The following is a 22,201-nucleotide window of genomic DNA, read 5'->3' as shown; positions in this document are numbered from 1 at the left end:
GGCACGAATCGATATTTGCAAAACTGAGCCGCAAGTTGAGCTGTGTCAACTGAGATATAGGTGCCACTTTTATCCAGGGTAGTTGCCGATAAGATATGTTTACGGATCAATTTCTTAACAGAAGATCTGTAAACGTATTCATCTTGACTTGTAGAAATGATCTGTTTAGGTATCATATGTTCAGTGATGATCCGGGAACATATCATGGCTCCTCCTGCTCCAGATCCGCTGCTCAAGGAACTCGGGTTGCACTTTCGAAAGGCCCGGATGGCTGCTGGCTTGTCCCAAGAGCAAATCGCCCTTCGAGCGAACATCAGCAGACCCCGCTATCGCGACATCGAAACGGGCGCCGCTGCCGCCCGCGCAACGACACTCGTCAATGTCGCCCGCGCCCTTGGCATGGAAATGATGTTGATCCCGCAGGCGATGGTGCCCGCCATTAAGTCGATGTTGCAGCCCGTGACCGACGATGATGATCGCCCCGCATTCACGTCAGATGCCGAAGAGGAAGAACAGTCATGAATCAGGCTGTCCTCGCGGCCGAACGAATCCAGTCGCTTGATATCTCATTAAACGATCTTCCCGTCGGCACCCTTGTCCGCACGCCGGGTGACTACAACGCGTTCAACCTTTTGCCCGCTTACCGGAGCATGAACAACCCGCCGATCTTCAGCCTGTCGCTTCGCTCAGCGGATGGCGGCCTCCGGCGAGATCCCAAACCTATACGCGGGGCGCTGCCTCCGTTCTTTGCGAACCTGCTGCCCGAAGAGAAACTGCGCGAAGCGATGGAAAAGCACCACGCCGCGTCAGTCCGACCGGGAAACGACTTCGATCTCCTGGCTGCGCTCGGAACCAATCTGCCAGGCGCGGTACGCGCCCTGCCAAGCGACGGTATCCCCGTTCCGACTGGCCCGGAGACCGAGGGAAAGAAGAAAGCACGCTTTTCGCTCGCGGGCGTTCAGATGAAACTTTCTGTGATGAAGAACACAGGAAAGGAGGGCGGGATCACGCTCGCCGTCGATGACGAGCAAGGACAGTACATTGCCAAATTTCCGTCCCTCACGCACATCGGACTTTCGGAAAACGAATTCGCGATCCTGGCCTTGGCGGAAGCGTTGGGGATGGAAGTCCCGGCGCGCGAACTCGTCGACAATACGGAGTTCGCCGGCATTCCGGAAGAGTTTAACACCATGTCCACGGGCAAGGTGCTGCTGGTCCGCCGCTTCGACCGCGGTGCTGACGGCGCGCGCGTGCATATGGAGGATTTCGCGCAGGTCTTCGGCCGCTATCCGTCCGAGAAATATACTGGCGCAGCGTATCACAATATCGCGGCAGCGCTGACCAGCGGCGTCTCCTTCGATTCCGCAATCGAGTTTGTTCGGCGTCTCGCACTCACCGCGATCACTGGAAACGGCGATATGCATCTCAAGAATTGGTCGCTGCTTTTTCCCGGAGATGGCCGGACGCCAACGTTGTCGCCTGTCTACGATGTGCTTTCTACAATTCCTTACATTCCAAAGGACGGGCTAGCCTTGAGCCTCGGCGGCGAAAAGTCGTTCAAGGCGCTGACTCCAGAACGCTGGCGCAGTTTCGCAAACCGCAGCCGTCTTCCGGAAGGAGCTGTGGTGACGGCTGTAGCTGAAACCGCGGCGGCCGTGCGCGACAAGTGGTCAGTTCTTCCAGAGCGCGACGTCGTGCCTGCGCAGGTCCTCGCGCGGATCGATGCACATGTTGATGAAATGGCACCCATCCTTGACCCCTAGGGTTGGCAGGTCGCGAAATGTACATCCCGCCGTCGTATAAGGGATGTTTGACGAATGCGCTCCCTCACGGATCTCCTAGCTAGCCTTCTGGGCATCATGCCCATCAAGACGCGACGGCTCGTTCTCGAAGGTGAGCTCCTGTCCGCCGCCGAGCGCAGCGACATTCGCTCGCGCGACAGGTCGTTTCTCGATCTCGTCCTAGAAGTCGGGTCCGATGTAGCGGCGGCAATCCTGGCCGCATACAAGGACGGGCGTCTGCCGATGAAGAGGGGCGCAAAGCCAGTGGGCGCCCCAGGTGCCGAGGCCTATCTCGCGCAAGCCGACGAGCTCAGGACGCAAATCACGGAACGAGAACGACGAGAGCGCGAGGTCAAGGATCCATCGTTGATTACCGAAAGCGATCTTACCAACCACCGGCACATCGACAGTGTGTTTATCGCGAATATCGGAACCGGATCAGGCTCAATATACCGTGCACAAGCAAGTGATCGGCTATCGAAGCAATGCCGGGAAAAGCACGGGTTGCGCCGTTCGGTTTGAGTGGACCGGCTCCGATGGCCAGAAACGGCATTCCGAAACGACTCCACCCGAGGCCGACAATCGGCGCAACGATCCCGACCGAAACTGGGGTCTATACGAGTAGTCGCGAATCTCGTCGCTGCTCAATCAGAACAGGCCCGACGGGGTTGCCATACTACTTTTCCTTTTGCCTGCGCCGTTCCAAGGTTGCATCGGCGCGTCGCTCGTACGCTGGCGGAATGCTGTCCACGAGAATTCTGCCAAGCCAAAGTTCGTCTTCGCTATGGGTACCCGCATCGAGTATCGCGATCAACAAGCTCCATTGTCGGTCGGATGTCGCGGACGGAAATACCGCAAACAATGTGCGGACGTTAGCGAGTTTCCGCTGGAAGGCTATGGCGTCGAGGGCGGCACGTCTGACCTCTCGAGAGCTGTCGTGCTCAGCCAGAGAACCAAGAGCTTGCTCAATTTCCGAGGTGGCGATGTATTTCGCGACCTCGCAGACCGCCTTTCGTGCGGCGGCCGAGCCCCGCATCCGCTCGATGAGGATACTTTTGACTGCCGTTGCGTCGAGCCGACGTAATGTCCGGCCGACGGCACGCCGCAGTGAGGCGCGGTCGACCTCTCCGCGGCGGTTTCCGGCGCGACGCGTATAAGGAGTCTGCACAGCTGCCATTCGAGCGCCGGCTGAGAGCGAAGTGCGAGTTCAATTGCATCAACTGCGCGCGTGGTATCAAACGTCGCCAGGCCTTCGATGTGAGCGCAAGCACAATTTGCTCGCCCTGCAGCGGCAAAACCATGATCGGCTCCCACAGGAGGATTGCAGCCCATAGCCCCATGCGCACCGAGCGCCGTACCAGAGCTCCGTCCGCCGCACCACATGCTTGGGCCGGGAGCGGAACCACCGCCGAGATCACACCGGCTGCGAAGGTCACGCCGACCGACAAGATCATGCCGACAAGCGCGGCTGTCGCCACTGCCTCAGTGCCGACATGGCCGATCCAGGCCAGATCCGTCGCCATCATCGCGATCTGTCCGACCTGCGTGAGCGCGATCGGCGGGCGAGTGTTGCAGTTGCGACGAGTTCGTCGGTGAGTTGACCGCCAGCTACCCATTTCGCCAACGGACGAGGCCGCGATGCGGGTGCTTTTTCTGCTGTCTTCCTCATGAACACGCTGCCCCGGATTGGGCGCTTCAGCTATCCTTTGCTCTCGCTCACACGATCTTATTGCTGCGGTCGCGTTCGCATCATCGGCGCCATGGCCAGCGATAGCATGTCCTCACACAAAACGCACCGCTCACAAATGGTGAGAGCATTGTGGCCGACGTCCGCAAATCTTCTCTCTATATTGACCGCTGCCATCGTGAGCACTGCTATGGCCCTCGTGGTTGCGGATTTCGCTGTCTCGTTCAAGACGTCGTTTGTTTCAAGCGCGACAACAGCACCGCCTGCAACTACGTGCTGCGGGGAAACCGACATCGTTTCTTCATAAAACGCTCAACCGGCATTGGCATGCCGGTTGCTTGAAGATGGGTCGAGACCACTTGTGACTATGATGCTCGTTCAGCATCCGGTCGAAGTATTCAAAAGAAACTTGCCCGTTTGATCGATGGCAGAGGTCCCCTGATGCGCTTTCCAAACCGTGCGCCTGCCTCGCGAACTCTGCCATCTTTGGATCGCGCTCCGGTTTGCCGGGCAGAAGCCGATTGTCTTGTAAGTGGCTCGCAACGAATCGTATTCACTCAAGAAGAACGCAAGCTAAACGCATTCTCAGGACGATCGTTTGACATCGCTTTAAGCCCATGGCTCAGGGCGGGGCATCTGCGACATGCGGAGCCTGCGTTCTTGAAGCTAAGCTGCCGGCCTTGCATCGGTGCTTGCAGATGGTCAATGAGCTAATGCAGAACGATTGGGATCTTGACAAGATACTCGGGCAACAGGACGAGCTGAAGGTCAAGTTGCTTCACGCCCAATCGGTTGTCGCCGAGTGTAAGGCAGGATTGGCGGATCTGGAGCGGAGGCTCGAGCGTCGAGCGGCCTCATCGCCGATCGATGAAGGCAAGCGCAACTCCACGGCAAGCGATTCACGACCTAACGCGCGACCGCGCAGATCGGGAAGCATCGATGATCCTGTCGACCATGACGCTGCATTGGTGTTTTCGGGTCGATCATGGGACCGCTGAAGGCCGCAGCCGCGCACGTTAACGGCGAGGCTTTGTCATGGAGTTGGCGAAGATCTTGAGCCTCATCGTGTTGCTACCCCGGCGGGCGAACTAGCCGATGGGGTGCGGCCCTGCCGATTCTTTTTTTGACTTTTTGGTTGGTCACACTGTGTTGGCCAGGGATCGCGCGGAGTAGCGAAGGACGTATCACTCTTGACCAGAGCCTCTCGTTCGGGGCTGCTCACCCGGATCTCCCGGATAGAACATCAAAAGCTGTCCACCTTGGCCTAGGGCCACTTCGGTCGTTTGTCCGTGTTCAAGTCGCTCAAATTACCGGTCTGGACGTGGCTGAAGGCGGCGCAAGCGGGCGCGTTGAATGATCGCGATGGGCCGATATGGCTGTTGGGCAGGGCAGGCGACGTGCCAAGCGGTGCTGAGCGCGGAAAGCCGACCCATGCCTTATCCGCACCGCCTGGATGATGACGAGAACTGGCTGACGATGTCCCGCAAGCGATCACTATGCAATCCGCTGCCGGCCGGAGCCTCGTCAGCTTCTCGAAAGGTTGACCGGATACACTGGCCCACTGATCGTCCACGAGAGCCGGCCTGGATTCACGCGCGGCTGCAGATGCAAAAAAAGCCGAAACCCGGATCGGGTGGAGCTTAGTCACTTGTGAGCAGGCTGGGTTACGAAGCTTTCGAGCCTCGAGCTATCGCGAAACGCTTCGTCTTTTTTCGCGCACAGGCAAGGTGCTACCACGGGATCGCAAGGTCCAGGGATCTGCTGCGTCTTATAAATGTCATCCTTGCGCCGGCCGGTGACGGGCGCGGCGGCTCGATCGAGCGAGCGCTCAATACCACAAGAGGGACGCAGCAAGGATATGCGTGACAAAACAAGATGAGATCGATGACAGAATGTTTTCGCAACTGGGCCCTATTGATCATACTCGCCTCCATGGTTGTTTGCCCCTCCGCAAAGGCGCAAGACCGCCGGACTATCGCTGAACCTGTTGCACCTCAGACGGTCTGCGACCGCCCTGTGCCCTCCGGGGAGAACGATACAGTTAGGCTACAAGACGCCATTCAACATTGCCCCGCCGGGGCTGCAGTTTATCTCGGGCGCGGCGAGTTTCACTCAGGTCCACTCGAGATGAAATCGGGCGTGACCTTATGGATCGGACGCAGTGCGGCGCTGATGGCCGTCCCCGAACCAGCTGCTTACGACAAGGGCCGCGGACAGTGTGGTCGCATCACGGCTAAGGGCGACGGTTGCAGGCCATTCATCAGCTTTTCCAAAACGCGTGGCGGCGGTATCTACGGGGAGGGCATCATCGATGGTCAGGGCGGCGCAGTTATGGGCGACGGCGCCGAAACCTGGTGGCAGCTGGCCCGCCGGGCGCGAGCTGAGGGCGGCAACCAAAACACCCCCCGCTTGATCCAGATCGATCATGCGCAGGACGTCACGTTCTCTGGCGTCACCTTGCGCAACGCGCCGAATTTTCATGTCGCGATGAACCGGGTCGAAGGTGCCACGTTCTGGGGCCTCACGATCGATGCGCCGGCGGATGCCCGCAATACCGACGGCATCGACCCTGGCGCCAGTCATGATGTGACCATCACCCACAGCTTGATCCGCACGGGAGACGACAACGTCGCAATCAAGGCCGGCGACAATGGCTCAAGCAGTCATATCTCCATCATTGATAATTATTTCGGCTGGGGGCACGGCATGTCGATCGGCAGCGAGGTGAATTCCGGGGTGAGCGACATACTGGTCCGTAATCTGACGCTGGACGGTACGACCTCTGGCCTGCGCATCAAGAGCGATGTCGGCCGAGGCGGTCTGGTCGAGCGCGTGACTTATGAGAACGTGTGCCTGAGGGCCAACCGGTGGCCGGTGGCGTTCGATACGAGATATGATCCTCGCGCACAAGGCACGAGTATTCCGGTCTATCGCCAGATCGTTCTGCGCCATGTGCGTGGCGACAATGGTGTGCTGCTGATGCGCGGCATAGACGAGCGGCATGCGCTTGGCGTTACACTCGATGATGTCCATTTTGCCAGTTCCGCGACTTGGCAGCTCGAACATGCGAACGTGGCCGCAAATGACGTATCGCCGCCGCTGCCCGGACGAGCTGCAAAACCGCTGCCGCGCGGATCGGAGGCATGTTCCAGAGCATTCCGCGACGGCAATCGGTAAGCACTACATCGGGGCCGAACGCGGGTGGTGAGTCCCACATCGGCGAACCTATTGCTGATGGTGCGGAAGGTCGGCCTCGTGTGGGTGCTTCGTAGGGGGCTGCTAGTTTGCAGGGCTTGGATTGCGAAGCTACGTGCAGGTTCTGGTTTGGCGAGGACAATGTGTTGACCATGCGCGGCGGCTATCCCGCGGCGGTACCTTATATCGACTGCGTCCAGCGTGCCGCGACTCGACGAAGAGTGAGATCACATGCGAATTTTCGCGCCATACGCTGCGCTTCTGGCCGGATGTTTCTGCAATCCCCCAGCGTACGCTCAGCCACTGTTGGTGTCGCATGCCGGAAATGCAGACTATCATTCCGTGCAGCAAGCCATCGACGCCTTACCGGCGGAAGGCGGAAATGTCCGGATCGCGCCGGGCATCTATCGCGAGAAGGTCAAAATCTCCAAATCCGGTATTCATATCGAAGGGACTGGCAGGAGCCCGGAGGAAACGGTTATCGTGTATGGGGACGGCGCGATTAACGTAGGAGGAACGGCCCGTTCGGCGACGCTGGATGCGGCTGGCGATGACTTCCGGCTCGAGAATCTGACCATCCAGAACGACTACGCCCTCAATCCGGCCAATCCACCCTCGCAGGCGGTAGCGCTGTCCCTTACCGGCGACAGGGACGTCATTACGCGCGTCCGCCTGCTCGGCGCCCAGGATACGCTGTTTGCCGGCAAGGGACCGAACGGCCGAATGTCACGACAGTACTTCGCGAACTGCTACATCGAAGGGCATGTCGATTTCATATTTGGCAACGCCAAAGCCTGGTTTCGGCAATGTGAGTTGCACGGCATCGCCAACCACGCGGTCATCTATACCGCTCAGAGCAAGGCAGCGCCGGATGAGGACAGTGGCTATGTTTTTGATCATTGCAGGCTAAGTGCCGACCCCGCCGCGCGCTATATCGCGCTTGGCCGGCCCTGGCGCCCCTACGCCACCGTGGTCTTCCTGTCGGCGAAGATAGATGCCCCTGTGATCGCCGAAGCGTGGCGCGAATGGACGCCCGGCAAGACCAATACCTTGAGGACGAGCTATTATGCTGAATACAGATCCTTCGGCGTCGGGGCTAACCCCTCACGCCGCGAGCCTCATTCCCATCAACTGACAGATGGCGAAGCTGCGAGATGGTCGCTAAGCGTGTTCTTCGGGGGTGTCACCGATTGGCTGCCAACGAACCTTCACGCTCGCAACGTTCATGGCGCTGGGCTTCGACGGCGATCCTCGGGTGAATGAGGGGAGGAGAGCCTGATTGTGATGGAAAGTCTTGTACAGCAACCTAACTGCAGCCGGATTCAACCGGTAGAAGGGGCCGGCGCGACGATCTCATCTGTTCGTCGTCCGCCGACATGCGCGCGCTCGAGCTCGCAGATCATCTTGTCCGTTTTGGCGGATCAGTGTCGGCAAGCTCTACGGAACGTCACGTCAGCACCGCCGTTATCGCTCGGGAACGGCTGATTGTCTTGCTCAGGGCCTTGCGCAGATCTCCTGAGAACGAAGTGGGCTGATGCTTCGCGGCTATCTTCATTCGGCCAGTGATGGTCAGGCGCTCGTAGCTCAGCCAGCAGCCGTCGCCTCGATCAGCCGATACGCGCGGTGCAAGTACGGTGGAGTACGGCGTTGTTCCATGCCGGCTCCGGAGCCGTACAAACGAGCGTATCGGCTATCCGATTTCGATAATTCGCCCGTCTCCATGCGGCCGTCGATAGCAGCCGACGAGCATCCGCATCATCGCGAGATCGGCCATTGTCGCTTTAGGGAAACACCTGCCGGAACGAGTCAAGCAGCGCCGGTTTCTAGATTGGCGCTGCGCCGCGCTTGCTGCGCATCACGTGAAGGCTTTCGGGCACAAACCGACGCACCAGAGTGAAACTTTAGTAGGAATTAGCAGCCTCCCTGAAGCAAAGGTGACTTCACAGGGTGAGGCTGTGATCATTGAGCACCTTGTCTCTTAGAGTGCCCTTGATCTCACGGGCGATTTCTTTACGAACTGCGGCACCCAACTCTCGCTTGGCATCCTCGACGAGGTCGGTTTCAACCCCGCTCAAGTTTTTGTCGGCGAGCTGTTGCTCCAGTCGGCTGTCGAACTCCTTTCCCATTGCAGCAATGAGCTGGTCCTGCGTCCTGGCGTGGTCCTCCGGTGCGATGCGACGCACCACGTCGTCCCAAGGTTGCCAGTCCACCGCCAAATAGTCGGCGAATTCCGCCGCCTCCCTGTTCCGCACGGATGTCTCTGCGCTGTCAACATCAGCGTCGGTGACGCCGGAGACCTCAAAGAAGCGCATGACCGGCGCGACGTGTTGTAGTCCCAGCCGCTCGCGTAGCTTGTTTTGATAAGCAAGAAAGACCTCAATGGCGTCGATGTCTTCGACGTTGTTGCCCGAGCCCAGCGAGTGAACCTTCTCGCGCGCAATCCCCTCCAGCGCGTCTAGGCGGAACATGACGCGCCCCAGATCGACGAGATCGGGAAGCCGGGCCTTATTGTCATAGAGGCCGTTCTCGACGTCTGCGATGAGGCGTGCGGTCTGCATGCCGTTCCAGGTCAAAGTTCTGCGATCCTCGCAGCTCTGGTTGACGTCCAGGGCCAGTTGAAAATACTGGGCGCGCAATTGCGGGTTTTTTGCCGCCTGACGCAGATCATTGGCCACCGATTGCTGGAACCCTTCATTGCCAGAGTTGACGGACTCGAACAGCTTGCCGAGGAAAAGCCCGTATTCCCGAGCGCCCGGCTCTTCTGCAAAGTTCTGCCAAGCGGCAAGCACCTCCCGATCGTCCTCCTGTGGATTGCCCTTCAGCCATTCTGCAACTGTTTCAGCCAGAGCGTCCGCCTGCTCATCGTCTGTCCCGGACGATTCACTTTCGTCGTCGTGCGAAAGGTGGACAGTCGGGCCGACATAACCCTCCGTGCAATTTGGAACAGTGAATCCATCGCACCCCGTTATCTCCGCCTACACGCTTCCGCACCGACGCAGCAGCGGCTTAAGCACCGAGCCGTGGCGCGGCAACGGTGTGTTACCTCAATGGGAGGCAGGGATCCCTTTTCGGCCGAGTGCCTGAAAAACGAAGAGCGGCAGGCGCTCGAACGCTCACCTCCGCGGCCGTCCCTTCACATGCCCAAGGCAATCGGTGCAACGCTGGTCTTTGCTACGGCCAAACCGAGTGACTTGGGCGTTTTGCAGCGAGACTCGTCAGCTGATCGACAGGTGGCCGTGCTAGCGGCAGAACACTTTCACGTTAGCGGTCCTCCGGATTTGCCGGCCAACGGAAGGGCAGCGAACGTTGCAGCAGCATCGATCGATTCGCCGCCTCCAAATCGTGTGAAGCTGAACCGCCTTCGACCAGGGTGGGCCGCCGCGGGCGCACGTGCGCCCGCTCCAATGATTGTTGCGCCAGCGCGCAAACTCCTGCTCCGCGGCCTTGCGCAGCGGCACGCGTATTTCTTAGTTTCTGATGAGGGAGATAAGATGATGGACATAGGACAGGCACAGCGGAACGCAGGTTCTGCCCCAGATATTATTGAAGAAGGAGAGCGGGAAAGCTACCTTGGGGGCTTCAACCGTGCCTTGGCAAATTTGGTCGAAAGCTTGACAGGGTATCGGACCCCCAGCTCCGCGCGCGCGGATCCTGGACAACTGGGTTGGCGAAGAGGGGGCAGAGCTCAGCGGAGAACCGCCGACAGGGGCGCTCGCGAATCAGGGCTGCGGACAACATGCGCTCGCACTTGGTCGATTTGTCATCCCTGTCCTTAACCGCTTTGTCCGACGCCCTGCCGCCGAGACTGCTGAACCTCCGCGCCATGCACAACGAGCTAGGCAGCCTGCCCGCTAGGCTCCCGCCCGGTCTCCGCGAGCTTTTTATTAGCCACAACCGGTTGACCAGTTTGCCGGACGCTCTTCCGGCGAGCCTCTATCGCTTAGAGGTGAGCGATAACAGCTTGACGAGTCTCCCAGATAGCCTCCCGGCGCAGCTGGGGATCCTGAACGCAAACAACAACCGACTGAGTAGCCTGCCCGATGCTCTCCCGAGCAGCCTCACCTCGCTCGCGGTTAGTGGCAATCAGCTGACGAAACTCCCCGAGTCCCTCCCAGGGGATCTCGTTGAACTCGATGTCAGCAGCAATCAATTGGCCAATCTCCCCGAAACCCTTCCGAGCTGACTCGAAACGATCGATGTCAGTGGTAACCGGCTGACCAGCCTGCCTGAGGATCTCCTACCGGGAAGTTTGAGCCGTCCGCTGCAGAACGTCGAGTTCGGTGATAACCCATTCCCGGACGAGGTCCGCGCTCACCTCGCGGCACCCCATTTTGGGCAGCTGCCTCTGTACGAGGCTGCCGCGCACCGGCTCGGGGACGATCCGACGGCGCTGGCCGAGTGGCAGCACTTTGCGGATGAGCCTGGCGCCCAAGACTACGCCCGGTTCTTAGATAGGCTACGTGGGACCGTCAACTATGGTAATCACGAGTTTCGGCAGGCCGTGGCGGATGATCTGCGGCAGGCGGCGACCAATCCGAGATTGCGCGAACAGTTTTTCGCACAGGCTTCTGAAGCCAACGCGAGTTGCGAGGATCGTGTTACTCTGCATTGGAACGGTATGTGGACCGCGCGCCTTAATTCTGACGTCGGGGAGGGGGTGTATGATGATAGGCTCGGCCAACTGATCCAGCGCGGCGGCGTTGCGTTCCGCCTGGACGCGCTGGAAGGGATCGCGCGCGACAGGGTCAACTCGCTCCTCACTCTCCACCCGAACTTAGACGACGTTGAAGTCTACTTGGCCTATTAAAATCTTCTTCGCGAGCCGCTGGAGCTGATTCACGTCGCCCCTGACATGCGTTTTCTGACCGTTTCTCACGTGACATCCAATGATGCGGCGCGCGCACTGGACTCGGTTCGCGAGCAAGAAGCGAACCAGTTTAGTGACTACGTGGCAACCCGCTGGCAACCCTGGGAGACGGTGCTGAGGCGAATCGCTCCTGATGAATATGAAGCGATGCAAGACCGGCTCGTCGAAGCCATGGGCGTGGAGTTTCAAACCCGCTTGGATCAGCGACTGGCCGAGCACGGTCTTCTAGGCGATCCGGATGCCGAGCGGGTGCTCGGCGCCCAAGTCCGAAACGAGCTCGCCAGTGAGATCAAACCCGATGTCATGCACCGGGTGCTGGCCGAGCGTCGCGGCCTCGAAGTGTGAGGTCTCATCACGCCGGAGATATATCTGTTATTGCTCTGTAGCGAAGCCAAAAATCGATTGTCACGCCTCGCCAATTGCCGCGAAGGTGCTTTTGCACCTTGGAAAATGTGGGTCTTTCGGTCTTGCCCAGAGATGAAAACGCGCGCGCAAGACGAGGCATATCTGCTTCAGCTCAACAGCTCCTCGGGACGAGAGCTCCGTCGGTCGAAAGTTGTTGAGCAGACCAGACAGGGCGCTGCCGCGGCCAACCAGCTCGTTTGACGTGGAGTTCACTGTTCGTCAGATCTAGTTGAATTCGAGTCCTTCCAGCGAGATCCATTTGAGAAAGCAAGTGCTGGAGTACCGTATTCGTAGCTTACGATGGCCAATCCGTCATGCCGGCGAAGTCGTGCATGCGCCTGATCGAGGCGCTTCCGAGACTGCACGACAGGCCTTGCGGTTTCCCACTCAAAGGCTGAGGCGGATTGAAGCAAACGAATGAAGTTTGCCGGATCTTCATTTGCCGAGTTGGCTTGCCAAGCTCATCCTCGAACTGCGAGCTGCCTGTCCGACCCGAGCGCCGAGAGGCGCTCGGGATGACGACTGAGAACTCATGACAACCTGCACATCTCCTTGAAAAAAGCTGTCTAGGCGATTTGATGTCTGAACGCGCTGTTCCTCTCATCTAGGCGACTACGCTCTCTCATGGGCAGCCCTATGTGATCCACGTTTTCCCGGAAACGGCGGATGCGCGGTAAGCCTTCGAAAGGGACGTTCTGCATTCGACCAAACGCGCCGGACCTGGTAAACCGCAGTAGGCCAATTCGATCCCTGACAAGCGCAGTCGAAAGCAACAAATGGAAGTCCAGGTCACCAGGCCCCCGGTCTGCGTCAAGGAGAGGTCGCTGTCCGTCATTGAAGAGCGCCCGCAGGATAAGCTCAGCGCTAAAGTTGCGGAGAAGATGCTCGTCACGCATGACCTTACACACTGTTAACGGCTGAGTAGTTCCGGGCTGATGCTTGAATTCCTCGCACGATCGATAGGACGATCCATTGGTATCATCGGTTTACGAAATCCGTCGACTGGAACAGGCCGGGCGGAGAGGTGCGAAAAAATTGGAGCGCCCCGTCCTGTCGCCAGGCGGCCGATGCGAGTCCGTCGATCGCGCAGCAATGTCCTGATCTCGTCAGCTTTTCGAAAGGTTGCAGCTACAACAATCGATAATCTGTTTCTTGCTAGACGATCTGCTACGAGGCCGTACCGATTGCTGTAGGGCCTATACAAACATGAGGAGAGCAGGGTGGATCCGGTTGACCCATTCTTCGATTCAGGAGCCTGGATGCGGGAGTACGCCGCCCTGCAAGAGCGGACCGCGCAGCGAGGAGACAACCAAAGGGAGCACGGTGGCTTTGAACGGCGGCTGGAGGATTTGAGTCTCGATCCGTCTGATGAAAGCAACTCAAGTTCGCCTAATCGGGCTCCCGCAGGAGGGGGTCGAGCAATCCGGCGGGAGGATTTCGGCGGTTCGATGCGGGTGCCGCCGGACTCCGCGTTTCGGGAGAGTGCGCTGGGCGGCACGCGCCGGAGCGTAGACATTCCCAGCTTCCAGCTTTCCGCTTCGGCGCAAGTGCCGCAGTCCAGCTTGCGAGATGATCTGTTCAGCAGCGCGCGCTACAGCTTTCCGGACCCAGAGTCTGCCGCGTCGGCCAAGAGCGGAAAAGGCCGCGGATTATGGTCACGCTTCAAGTCGGGAATCGGCAAGGCTTTTGGCGGGAGCAGCAGCGAAAAGTACTCGCGCTATGCAGGACAGGGGGATGCCTTTTCCACGAATCTTCGCATTGACTATGCTCGGCAGCCGGGCCGAACGCGCGCTGTCCCAGAGGAGGACGAGGTGCTGATAAGAGAGTTCAGAAACAAGGCGGCGGGTAACCTTAGCGACGGCACGATCAAGAATGCCGCAGCCGATTTGCGCCATTTGAGCGCGCGCCTGAGCACGTTCGGCAGGCCCTCAATTGCGGATCGAATTCAACGGGAATTTGAAAACACGCAGCAGGACAACCCGGAGGTCGAAAACTATCAGCTGGAAGCTGAGCTGGATGAGGATGTCGATACCTACGCAAAGGACAAAAGCAGACGCATCAAGGCGGCCTTGAAGAAGCTTCGTGAGGTCGGTGCCGGAAACGCCCTAGCGCCCGATCTCCGCCGACTGGCCCCTCACCGTGCGGACGCAATCCTCATCGACATGTGGTCGGCGGCGGAAAAGGCGACGCACAGGATCGAGCCGGAGACGATCGACAGGCAAGCTCGCCGCATGTATAGGCTGAGTGAGTGGCTGCAGACGCATGATCGGCCGCCAATGGCTGGCAGACTTTCCACCCCCGCGTTTGTCGAGGATCTCGAGGAGTACAGGCGCGACACCAAAGACGGCAAGATCAAGCCTGATTTAGTCAAGCTTGGTCAATACGAGCAAATCCTGGAGGCGAACAGGGCGCTTGGATTGCGGCCTCCTGAGGATCCGGGCCAGCCTTCTTGGGAAGCTGCTCGACAGCCGCACTCACTGCAGGAGCCTCCTGCAACGCCAGCTACCCCGAGCGCGGGAGCCTGGGATTGGCTTGGCGAGCAGATCCACGGGCCCACCACATCGATGCGAGCGCCCAGCGATTGGCAGGCCGGTTCGTCGCAACAGCTTCCCGCAGCCCCGGCAACGCCGAGCGCGGCAGCCCCGGATTGGCTTGCCGAGCAAATCCACGAACCCGCCTCACCAGTGCCAGCGCCGCACTGGGCCGCGCAAGCTTATCCGCCGCTCGAGCTTCCTGCTACTCCGGCCACCCCGAGCCAGGGAGCCTGGGCCTGGCTTGGGCAACAAATGCAAGAACCCGCATCGCCGTCATCGGTGAGGCCCCGATCGTCAAACATCTACGGCGGTCTCGACTCCTTCGTTGATCTGGATCCACCCACACCGCACGACTTGCGTGACGATGCGCGCTCTGCGCCAGCACGTGAATTTGCAGCCACCTCGTGGTTCGCAGGACCGCCGGGGCCGGCTCCAGAGCCGCGGGATATCGGAGCGATCGTTGGAGCGGACTGGCGGCACGGCTCTCAGGCGGCTTCAGACGTGTTGATCGATGTATTGAGCAATATCAATCTGCTGCCACACCAGTTCGCGCCAAGTCAGTTTGCGATCAATGGGGAGCGCTATTCCGCGACTTTCGGGCCGGAAGGCCTCATGGATGTTCGCCTGATCCATCACCCGCGCGCTGGCGGGATAAACGAAGCCGGCCCATCCCAGCCCCTCTATCGTCCCCCGCAGATCGTCAGGGCCGCGCGACCCGACGAAGGTACAGTCGATCTTGGGTATTTGATTCGGGGCGGATGGGAGCACCGGGAGCGATTCCTGCCGGATTATCTTGTCCGCGTCCTCGAAGGCCAGCGCATCATGCCCGAAGTTGGGCGCCCGACCTATTTCGAAATCCGAGGAGTGCCTTACAGGGGCCAATTAGTGGAAAGCGAAGGCCGCCAGCGCGTACGCATTTATCCTGAACGTGGCTGAAGAGGCAGCAGGGCTGCAATCGGGCTTTCGGCGGGGCAGCTCGCGTGAGGCGTTCTATAAGTGCGGCTTCTGGCAGGTGATGATCGGTTGCAGGGGCACGGCCCGAACCGTCCAACCTCGTCTTTGTAGAACCTGCCAAGCTCAATGGATTCTAGGAATTTGGTGCATGCCCGAACCTGCTTTCTGCATCCATGATCCTTTCACATAGTCTCCAATTATTGTCTTGAAAACCGCAGTTACTACAGATCGCACATTCACAATCGACGGAGTAGAGCGCCGAGCGCAGTCGACGGAATAAGCGCCAAGAACTGGCTAGCAAACGGAAGTTTGCTGACGAAGACTTTTCCTGATGGCGGTCCAAATTGCTCGGGGGCGCGGTACTTCGCAACCTGCATACGTTTAGGCCTTCATGCGCAGTTCAGTTATTGCGCCATGCAAAGTCTCCTCGCGGTGCGTTGCAAACACCTGTTCCGCTCGGAGCAGAGTGCAAGTGTCCGCTGGACCTGGGAAGCCGATGGAAGCGAGTTGGTGCGTACAAAAATCGATAAACCATCGTATAGCTCGTTTCCCCTTTCCTTTCGGTTATTATCGCACAGTCAGCTATTGGAGCTTTCGGCGGCGATTGTCTCCGCTGTCATCCGATAGCTCGATCTCCATGCAAACAGACCGTGCCCTTAACAATAGGTGCTGGCCAACCTCAGCTATGTATTCGGCTGCTTGATACATCCTGTAACAGGAAACGTTGTGCCTGAGACAGCGCACGATCGCGATCTTTCTTTGGACTTCACCAAAGGAGTGCTCATCAATTTGGTGATCGTCGGTCACCTGATCCAATATATCCTCTACCCAAATGAAGGATTTTGGGATTCGGCATGCTTCAAATGGATCTACATGTTCCACATGCCCCTCTTTATGGCGATAAGCGGTTATCTTTCTTGCCGAGCGCTGCTGCGAAAGTCGTTCACGCAAGCTATCCGCGATCGTGCGATGCAGCTCCTGGTGCCGATGCTGTTTTGGTGCTCTCTTCTGGAGTCATTAAAGTTTGCCGTGTTTCCCCGATCGGCGGGCGCACAAGACCACGTTTTGCAATTCCTGAATGATTTCGCCGGCACATTCTGGTTCGTCTGGGCCGCGTTCATTTGTTTCATTCTCGCTAAAACTGTTTCGATCTTCGATCAGTGGTTGTCCTGGGCCTTGTTCGTATCCGTCATTCTGGTCGTGCTTGCGCCTCTGACTTTTTCAATATTCCCTCTCATAAAGTATATGTACCCGTTTTTTTGCCTGGGATTCTCATTTGCGCAGTCGACAGAACAGTGGGCGAGCATAATGCGCTCTCACAGGGCGTTCTTGATTATGTCTGCCTCAATAGCGGCTATGATGTGCTTTCTGGCTTGGCGCAACGACACTTATGTCTACAACAATCTCGCTTTGGTCCAGGATTGGCAGTCAGCAAAGAATGTGCTTCTGATGTTTCTCGGCTCCGCAGTTGCCTCAGCGGTAATGATTGAGGTCCTGCTTCGATGCTGGAATATCGGTCGCTCAAATAGGGTGGTCCGCTTTATCGCCGAGAAACTAGGGCCGAGCACGCTCGTGCTGTACTTGATTCAGGGTGCGGTATTCCGTCTCATGGATTCCATACAGTATGGAGAGCTTTGGGACCCCACAATGCGGTTGGCCGCGGCTGCATTTCTCGGAACAATGATTGTTGCCGTCGCGCTAGCGGTTCGCTGGACCGTGCGCGACATTCCTTATCTGTCCCAGCTCATGCTCGGAGTGCAACCCCGCTCCCTTCGTTTGTCGAGCCAGCCCTGCCGATAAGTAGCTGTACCGGAATCAACCAGGAGGCTCTCGCAAACAATCGTAGATTGCGGGACTTGTGAACCTGCTGTCCATTCATGACGCCCCAATCTGGGTGCCTCGCCGAAAAATGTTCCCGAAGATTGTGTCGTTGCCCCACGTAATTGCTTTCCCCGAAAGTGGAGTAGGGACAGCGATGAGGCGGCTTGCAGGACGACGCACGAGATACCGACAAAGAGCTGTTGGCGAGCGTTACAGATCATCAGACCTCGCGGAGAATAGGCGGATTCTGGATGGATTCACCATCGTGACGGGCTTCCATCGCAAGCACGCCATGAGGTCTTGTCAATCGGCTCTCAAATATTGCAGGCGGAATGACAGCCGGAACGATGACTTCGCGCGGCATTAGTGTGCAGGTCAATAATGCCGGCTCGAAGTCAGCGAACCTTCGCGCGGTTCATTCGAGTACCCGCCCGGCACTCACGTCAACTGGTATCGGCACGGTTACTGATACCGCACAGGGAGGCACGAGCACGCCTGTTCTCAGAAGGCCGCCAACTATCGTTGCGAACAGGCTGATCCGGATCATTTAAGCCGCTAAGTCCGGACCCAGCTCGCCAAAGCCACGAATCCCAACAGAAACCAAATCACAAGAGCAAGCGGCCACAACGAAGAGAGAACCTTTTCGGGTTGCGGCTCTGAGTCTTGATGGCCGGTCCGGGCTTTCCATGATCGCCAAATCGGAGGTGACATCGGTCCGTCAAAGTCACGAAGGCTAGTTTCGTCCACGGCTATCTCCCACCACAACCCCTAATCGATCAAGGCATAGTAGAGGGACCTGCCAACGACAGAACCCACCAAGCTTACGCAGGTTGGCTGCAATTCTGCCCGGCGGGGCAGCTCGCGCGAGGCGTTCGCCGCATAACCAGTCATGCATCCAATCGATGCAGGTAGCAAAGGTATGGCGTGAATACTGAATTCGACGGCGATGTTGGCCTTGGACGCGGTTTCTCAAGCTGCAACCTCCGCTGCTCGTAGTCAGACTCTAGCTTGGCTCGGGAGATTTCGAAACGACAGCCTCTCAAGGAACAGGGGTGTGAACCCGATCGATTGGCTAGGCTGCCCTGCAGCACTTGTCCAAGCGCGCTCCTGAGAACTCGCTCTGCGGCGAATGCGATGTGCCCTTGCACAAGAGCGGACGGGCGGGTTGATCACTTCTTGAAGCTCCTCTTTTTAGTCATCATCAAGCAGTCGCCGAAGCTCTCCTGGAGGGAGCTGCTCTGGGTCGAACGTAAAGTCTTCTGGATCAATGTAGACCAAAGGGGCGAAGTGATCGTCCTGTCGTCCGTGAAGCTCGTCATGCAAGCCCTTTTCCAGTTGCTGAAGGTCCTCTGGAGGGACGGAGACTGGCGAACGGCTGGATTGATCAATAAGATGATCCGGTCCTCGCCGAAGATCTGCCTGAGGGAGCTGCTCCGAATGGAGTGCGACTTGCTCCTGGATGAAAGCAGACGTGGCGGGTTGATCAGCTCGCTCTTCAACAAGCTCCTGTGCGTCTTCATCATCGAGCAGTCGCCAAAGCTCCCCTGGAGAGAACTGCTCTGGTTCGACGGTAAACTCCTCTGGATCAAGGGAAAAGGAGGGGCCGGGGGGGGCCTCCCATTGCCTGTGGAGCTCGTCACGCAATTCCTTTTCCAGCTGCTGAAGCTCCTCTGACGGGAGGGAAACTGGCAAAGGGATGGCTTCGTCATCAAGATGATCCAGTACGCGCCGAAGCTGCTCCTGAGGAAGCTGCTCTGGATCGACCGCGACGTGTTCTTCGAGGAGAGCCGACGTGACGGGTTGATTATCATGCCCCGGGTGATGCTCCTCTTGCCGATTAGCTTCGTGCGGTGCGCGATGCTGTGCAGCGGCGCCGTCGATGCGTATCGGTTCCGTCAGTAACGCGCTTTCGAGATTGATGGGAGGCACTTTCTGGAGGCGAGGATTGAGCTTGGCGCGAGTGCGCCCCGGATGCACGATGGGCACGACTACGCCCGTCGACCGAAAGGTCCGGAGATGCTCTAATGCTTTCAGGAGTCTGTCGCTCTTGCCGAACTCGTGCAAGTCACCGCCGTCGGTCAGCGACTTGCCGTCTACCCGAGCAACAATACTTGGTTTGTTTTTTGCGAAGAGCCAACGGCTATAGCCAAGAAGAGAACTTGCATATTGCTTCGCCGACGTGTCGGTCATCCCGCCCTTGATGAGGGCCTCCTCAAGGCTCAGGATAGCGGGAGCATCCTCGGGATAAAGAGGCCGACTGTCCCATTGCGCCCGGATTATGACGCCCGTTCGGGCGACCGGCATTGCTCCGCTGCTTCCTCCTGAGGCGGCGTTTGAGCTTGGCTGCCGGTATACCACGACCTCTTCCGGATCATTCAGCGTCCTCGGTCTTTTCGGTGCTCTCGATTGAGCGATGTCATGCTCGTGATTGATGAGGACCTCCTCACTTGGCAGGAGATTGCTCCTGGCACGTGCATCCATCGCTTCATCCGCGGATTGCTGGCTATCGTTAGATGTGTCTTTCGCTGAGGGGAGAGCGCGCGAGCGCCCGCGAGAAACTAAATGGTCGGGTTCATGATACGCACGAAGAACGCTTACGCCTGTCTTCATGGCCGTGTCTTTCGGAAAGTAAGTATTTGCGTGAGCAAGCAAGGACGCGTGGTCCTCTAAATCAGTCATTTGGCCACGAGCGCGCAGATCATTCGCCAGTTGACGAAGCGCCTGAGTATAGAAACTGACCGTGCTCGGTTGCAGGTTTTTCTGAGTCGCATATTGAGCAATCGCCCTGTCGATGAGGTCCCGGTCTTCTGTAGATAAATGGGGATAGTGGTCGCGAGCACCGACGGGAGCGGGATCTGCCTGCCTTGCCTCGGCCAAGTGCTGCTCAAAGGCATGTTGTGCGGCCGGGCTCGCCTGCGGCGCTTCCGAGACGGCGTGCTGCCCCTGCGGCCAAGCTGGTACGTCAGATGGGTCAAAATCTTGCGGGTCCACGCTAACCTCACCTCCAGGATCACCTGAACAGGTCTCCGTAATCGGGCAAGCTTTCGAGAACCTGACTTGGACATGGTTCCGTACGGGGAGTTATTCGCGCTGGCAACTTCTGAAATGACGACGACCGGGACAGCTTCTCCTCAACAACCGGCCGATCCTCCCTGGAGAACTAACGACATCCTGCCGTAATCTCTTTCAGCTGGCGTCCCCTCGCATCAGACTTAACGGGCTCGCAGATGCAAGCCGATCTCTTTATCAAGAGCTCGCAAAGCTCAGGTCCCATGCGTCACAAGAAAGCAGGAGCAGAACGGTGCTTGCGATGATCAGAAGAATACCAACGTAGACACCAACAGATTCAGTGCGTGTTCCGTTTGAGGCGTGTGTGTGATGCTTGTCGGGTTATGAATATATGACAGTCCGACGCTTGCATATATCCCCGGAGCCAGATGCGCGGTGTATGTTCCTGTGATGGCTGTGGTCTCGCGGTGCGCAAGCTGGCCCTTAGCCAGAGCAGCATCCATTGCAACTTTGCTCCAGGCCGTGTTGGTCGCAACGAGAGCAATCAGGTCACTGGGCCGATTATCAAAAGCTCCCTTCGCATAAAGACGAAGCTCGTAATACCGGCTAATCCTGTTGAGGTCAGGTGGAGCTCCCATTACGGAGAAGCCACTATAGATGCCGCGAGACGGCGACCCAAGGGCGTCACTCTGCCAGAGCTGCCTGTCCGCCGCGATGTAGTGAAAACTATTCCCGCTCTCCCTTTGTTGCTTAGGATCCGCCAAATTCGTGTAGCGGCTACTGTTGAAACCAACGCCCGCCCGCAGCCACGTGTCAGGTACGCCGGAAGCAGCCTTGCTCTTGTAGCCGGCCTCTTCAACGAGAAGGATGCCTGCATTGGCCGTGCTCCAGTTCAAGCCGGTGGGATTCTCGGTTATATGGACATAGGCACCATCTGGACTGATTGAGCGCTGGACGGAGACTTTGTTGTACAAGCGATCATCGAAATTGAGCTTCAAGTTGATCGCTGGCGTCGGCGCTGCATTGGTGCTCATCCCTGCCTGGAACAAGGCAGACATGTTCGATCCTGTGATCCCTCCGAACAATGTGCCGGTGAATTCATTTTGGTTTCTGAGGTAGCCAAGTTTCAGTTCTAGTGTCCTGTCGAAGAAAGTCTGGTAGTAGGCGAGCGTATTGAGTCCCACTCGATCTGGCCCTGGGCGATCCCACGTCCAGTATTGCTGCTCGGCTCCTACGACAATCTGTCCGTCGGCAATGCCAAACTGGCTGAGATCGTAGGTGACGATCATGAAGTTTGCCGACGCGAAGGTCGGATTCTGGCCCATTAGAGCTGGTTTGCGATAGGGCTTCTGGCTGCATTCGGCAACTGGTTGTTTGCAAAGGTGTTGTGTGTCCAGCCGATGTAGCCGATGCCGACGTCCGCCAGCGCAGATCTAACGCCCCCCTTGTCCTGACCAATCGTATCTGCAGGACCAGGGATCGGGAACCACAACCCTTTTTCACGCAGATTGTCGTACCTCGCGAAGGCATCGATGCTTTTTTTCGTTCTCGTCTGAGCAGCCTCGTCCGCATTGCCGCGCCGTTCGAAACGCACACTGGGACCTGCTGCTGGCGCCGGGGCAGGAGGGCGGATTACCTGACGGACCAAGTCGATCGGGAGCTTTGCGGCCCGATCGGAAACCTTTCGTCTTTTGCTGGCCTGATCCACCGGGTGGCTACTGGGATCAAGCCCGCTCGCAGTTTGTGCCAGTACGGAACTGCCGACCAGACAAGCCGCTAGCGAAAGTGCGATAAGAAGCCCAGGTTGCTCTGCCCTGAGTCTAAAATTGAAAGAAAGTGCTGCCGGAGCCGAGTATATCGGAGGCGAGGTCGTCGCGAGAAAGCCCTCACGCATGGCGCAGTTCGGGTCCCTGTCGGCCATGAATAGATTGAACCGCGGCCTGATTGA

Annotated in this window: 12 protein-coding genes and 2 pseudogenes; 8 read left to right on the top strand and 6 right to left on the bottom strand. The window is 58.2% G+C overall.

Annotated elements, in window-relative coordinates:
- Positions 1–204: 204 nt before the first annotated feature.
- The 3 genes from I6F31_RS04935 to I6F31_RS04925 are packed head-to-tail and all read left to right on the top strand — an operon-like array spanning position 205 to position 2,303.
- Entirely contained in the window at positions 205–522 is a 318-nt protein-coding gene (locus tag I6F31_RS04935; RefSeq protein WP_225184880.1) for a helix-turn-helix transcriptional regulator, read from the top strand.
- Positions 519–1,763 carry a type II toxin-antitoxin system HipA family toxin gene (locus I6F31_RS04930; RefSeq protein ID WP_225184879.1) on the top strand — a complete coding sequence of 415 codons (1,245 nt, stop codon included), beginning with the start codon at positions 519–521 and terminating at the stop codon, positions 1,761–1,763. Before I6F31_RS04935 ends, I6F31_RS04930 begins: the two co-directional genes overlap by 4 nt.
- Positions 1,764–1,817: 54 nt before the next feature.
- Positions 1,818–2,303 (top strand): hypothetical protein, encoded by a 486-nt coding sequence (locus I6F31_RS04925; protein WP_225184878.1) that lies wholly within the window; start codon positions 1,818–1,820, stop codon positions 2,301–2,303.
- Between the two features lie 154 nt (positions 2,304–2,457).
- Here I6F31_RS04925 and I6F31_RS04920 read toward each other — a convergent pair whose 3' ends face one another.
- Positions 2,458–2,958, bottom strand: a complete 501-nt coding sequence (locus I6F31_RS04920; RefSeq protein WP_225185155.1) for a hypothetical protein — start codon at positions 2,956–2,958, stop codon at positions 2,458–2,460.
- An 85-nt stretch (positions 2,959–3,043) separates the two neighbouring features.
- A pseudogene (locus I6F31_RS36455) lies at positions 3,044–3,397 on the bottom strand (MATE family efflux transporter); the annotation flags it as partial.
- Between the two features lie 2,198 nt (positions 3,398–5,595).
- Between I6F31_RS36455 and I6F31_RS04910 the strand changes: the two are divergent.
- Together I6F31_RS04910 and I6F31_RS04905 are read left to right on the top strand one after the other, a co-directional pair.
- The gene (locus I6F31_RS04910; RefSeq protein ID WP_225184877.1) at positions 5,596–6,645 is read left to right on the top strand and encodes a glycosyl hydrolase family 28 protein; all 1,050 of its coding nucleotides are present in this window, start codon (positions 5,596–5,598) and stop codon (positions 6,643–6,645) included.
- 249 nt (positions 6,646–6,894) lie between these two features.
- Positions 6,895–7,926 carry a pectinesterase family protein gene (locus I6F31_RS04905; protein WP_225184876.1) on the top strand — a complete coding sequence of 344 codons (1,032 nt, stop codon included), beginning with the start codon at positions 6,895–6,897 and terminating at the stop codon, positions 7,924–7,926.
- 677 nt (positions 7,927–8,603) lie between these two features.
- Here I6F31_RS04905 and I6F31_RS04900 read toward each other — a convergent pair.
- Positions 8,604–9,485: an NEL domain-containing protein gene (locus I6F31_RS04900; protein WP_225185139.1), complete on the bottom strand. Its 882-nt coding sequence runs from the start codon at positions 9,483–9,485 to the stop codon at positions 8,604–8,606.
- A gap of 1,427 nt (positions 9,486–10,912) precedes the next feature.
- Here I6F31_RS04900 and I6F31_RS04895 point away from each other — a divergent pair.
- The 3 genes and pseudogenes from I6F31_RS04895 to nolL all read left to right on the top strand — a co-directional run bounded on the left by I6F31_RS04895 (position 10,913) and on the right by nolL (position 17,223).
- Positions 10,913–11,875: pseudogene (locus tag I6F31_RS04895) on the top strand (NEL domain-containing protein).
- Positions 11,876–13,155: 1,280 nt separating this feature from the next.
- Positions 13,156–15,405: a hypothetical protein gene (locus I6F31_RS04890; protein ID WP_225184875.1), complete on the top strand. Its 2,250-nt coding sequence runs from the start codon at positions 13,156–13,158 to the stop codon at positions 15,403–15,405.
- Positions 15,406–16,122: 717 nt separating this feature from the next.
- Positions 16,123–17,223 (top strand): nodulation factor fucose acetyltransferase NolL, encoded by a 1,101-nt coding sequence (nolL, locus tag I6F31_RS04885; RefSeq protein ID WP_249788108.1) that lies wholly within the window; start codon positions 16,123–16,125, stop codon positions 17,221–17,223.
- 1,212 nt (positions 17,224–18,435) lie between these two features.
- Here nolL and I6F31_RS04880 read toward each other — a convergent pair.
- The 3 genes from I6F31_RS04880 to I6F31_RS04870 all read right to left on the bottom strand — a co-directional run bounded on the left by I6F31_RS04880 (position 18,436) and on the right by I6F31_RS04870 (position 21,847).
- Positions 18,436–20,235 carry a hypothetical protein gene (locus I6F31_RS04880; protein WP_225184873.1) on the bottom strand — a complete coding sequence of 600 codons (1,800 nt, stop codon included), beginning with the start codon at positions 20,233–20,235 and terminating at the stop codon, positions 18,436–18,438.
- Positions 20,236–20,558: 323 nt separating this feature from the next.
- Entirely contained in the window at positions 20,559–21,542 is a 984-nt protein-coding gene (locus I6F31_RS04875) for a carbohydrate porin (RefSeq protein WP_225184872.1), read from the bottom strand.
- Positions 21,543–21,577: 35 nt separating this feature from the next.
- A complete protein-coding gene (locus tag I6F31_RS04870) occupies positions 21,578–21,847 on the bottom strand; it encodes a hypothetical protein (protein WP_225184871.1) in 270 nt (89 codons plus the stop codon).
- Positions 21,848–22,201 lie beyond the last annotated feature (354 nt).

It is taken from the genome of Bradyrhizobium sp. NBAIM01, assembly GCF_020194115.1.
Taxonomy (GTDB): Bacteria; Pseudomonadota; Alphaproteobacteria; order Rhizobiales; family Xanthobacteraceae; genus Bradyrhizobium; species Bradyrhizobium yuanmingense.
The sequence above is the reverse complement of the archived record's forward strand: the minus strand, read 5'-3'. Positions and strand labels throughout refer to the sequence as shown.

Excerpts from the sequence above, each read along its gene's own strand:
- I6F31_RS04930 (WP_225184879.1), top strand. The coding sequence starts at position 519 with ATGAATCAGGCTGTCCTCGCGGCCGAACGAATCCAGTCGCTTGATATC.
- I6F31_RS04910 (WP_225184877.1), top strand. The coding sequence starts at position 5,596 with ATGAAATCGGGCGTGACCTTATGGATCGGACGCAGTGCGGCGCTGATG.
- I6F31_RS04935 (WP_225184880.1), top strand. The coding sequence starts at position 205 with ATGGCTCCTCCTGCTCCAGATCCGCTGCTCAAGGAACTCGGGTTGCAC.
- I6F31_RS04925 (WP_225184878.1), top strand. The coding sequence starts at position 1,818 with ATGCGCTCCCTCACGGATCTCCTAGCTAGCCTTCTGGGCATCATGCCC.
- I6F31_RS04920 (WP_225185155.1), bottom strand. The coding sequence starts at position 2,958 with ATGGCAGCTGTGCAGACTCCTTATACGCGTCGCGCCGGAAACCGCCGC.
- I6F31_RS04875 (WP_225184872.1), bottom strand. The coding sequence starts at position 21,542 with ATGATCGTCACCTACGATCTCAGCCAGTTTGGCATTGCCGACGGACAG.
- I6F31_RS04905 (WP_225184876.1), top strand. The coding sequence starts at position 6,895 with ATGCGAATTTTCGCGCCATACGCTGCGCTTCTGGCCGGATGTTTCTGC.